1 protein-coding gene is annotated in these 1,663 nt (G+C 70.9%); it reads right to left on the bottom strand.

Features of this window, described 5'->3' with window-relative positions; genetic code table 11:
• Positions 1 to 1,663 (bottom strand): non-ribosomal peptide synthetase (locus ACLEQD_RS42940; protein WP_410391728.1); only part of this gene is annotated, 1,663 nt, incomplete at both ends.

Raw genomic sequence — 1,663 nt, 5'->3', positions numbered from 1 at the left:
CGTGCGCGGCGTGGCCTCCGCCGTCAGCGCGGGCAGCTTCGCCCGGTCCACCTTCCCGCTGGAGGTCAGCGGCAGTGCCTCCAGCATCCCGTACGCCGACGGCACCATGTGCTCCGGCAGCCGCTCGCGCAGCCATTCGCGCAGGGCAGCGGACTCCACGTCGCCCACCACGTAGGCCCACAGCTTCGTGCCCGTGGCCTCCTTCTTCGCCACCACCGCCGCCTGCTTCACGCCGGGGTGCGTGCCCAGCACCCCTTCGATTTCTCCCACCTCCAGCCGCATGCCGCGCACCTTCACCTGCCCGTCGCGCCGGCCCACGTACTCCACCTGCCCGTCCTCACCCCACCGCACCAGGTCGCCCGTGCGGTACAGGCGGCTGCCGGCTTCACCGCTCAAGCCGTCCGGGATGAAGCGCTCCGCTGTCAGTCCAGCCTGGCCCAGGTAGCCACGCGCCAAGCCCGCGCCTCCCACGTACAGCTCTCCCACCACGCCCACGCCCACCGGCCGCTGGCCTTCGTCCAGCACGTACAGCCTCACGTTGCCCAGCGGCTTGCCTACCGTCACGCGCTCCGGAGACACCGCCGCCACGCTGGCGCACACCGTCACTTCCGTGGGGCCGTAGCCGTTGAGCATTCGCCGGCCTTCGCTCCACTTGCGCACCAGCGCGGGAGGGACGGCCTCGCCCGCGGAGATGAGCGTGCGGATGCCCTCCAGGCCTCCGTCCTCCACCTGCCCCAGCACCGTCGGCGTCAGCGTCACCACCGTCGCGCCCAGCTGCTTCACCGTCTTTTCGAGGGCTCCCCCGGGCATCAGTGCTTCTCGCGGCGCCAGGCACAGGCTCGCCCCCGCCGCCAGCGTCGAAAACACTTCGGCCACCGAGGCGTCGAAGCCCGGCGAGGCGAACTGCAGCACCCGGTCCTCTGGCTTCACACCGTGCGCCTCCGCCACCGCGCGCGCCATGTTCGCCAGGCCGCCGTGACGCACCATCACGCCCTTCGGCTTGCCCGTGCTTCCCGACGTGAAGAGCACGTACGCCATGCCCTCCGTCGTCACCTTCTTCGTGGGTCGCGTCTTCGGCTGACGAGCGATTCGCGCGCTGTCCTCGTCCAACAGGACCAGCACGGCGTTGCCGGTGGGCAACTCATCCGCCAGCGCTTCGTGCGTCAGCACCAGCGCGACGCCGGACTCCTCCAGCAGCTCGCCCACTCGCAGCGCGGGCAGCGTCACGTCCACCGGCACGAAGGCGCCTCCTGCCTTCAGCACCGCCAGCATCCCCACCACCCACTCCACCGAGCGCTCCACCAACAACCCCACCCGCACCTCCGGGCCTACCCCGAGCCCTCTCAGGTGATGCGCCAGCTGGTTCGCCCTTCCCTCCACCTCCGCGTAGCTCACCCCTCCGGCTTCCGTCCGCACCGTCTCCGCTTCAGGCCGCGCGTCCACCACCGACTCGAAGACTTCGTGCCCGCACTCGCCCTTCGCGCCGTACGCCCTGCCCGTCTGGTTCCACTCCTCCACCACCCGCCGCCGCTCCCCCTCACCCATCCACTCCACTTCCCCCACCCGCTGCTCCGGCTTCTCCACCAGCGCTCTCACCACGCGCTCGAAGCCTTCCATCCACCGCCGCACCGTCCCCTCTTCGTACAGGTCCGTGCTGTACTCC

It is taken from the genome of Corallococcus sp. 4LFB, from assembly GCF_046520365.1.
Lineage (GTDB): Bacteria > Myxococcota > Myxococcia > Myxococcales > Myxococcaceae > Corallococcus > Corallococcus caeni.
Note: the sequence above shows the minus strand (reverse complement) of the source record. Positions and strands in the feature narration are given on the sequence as shown.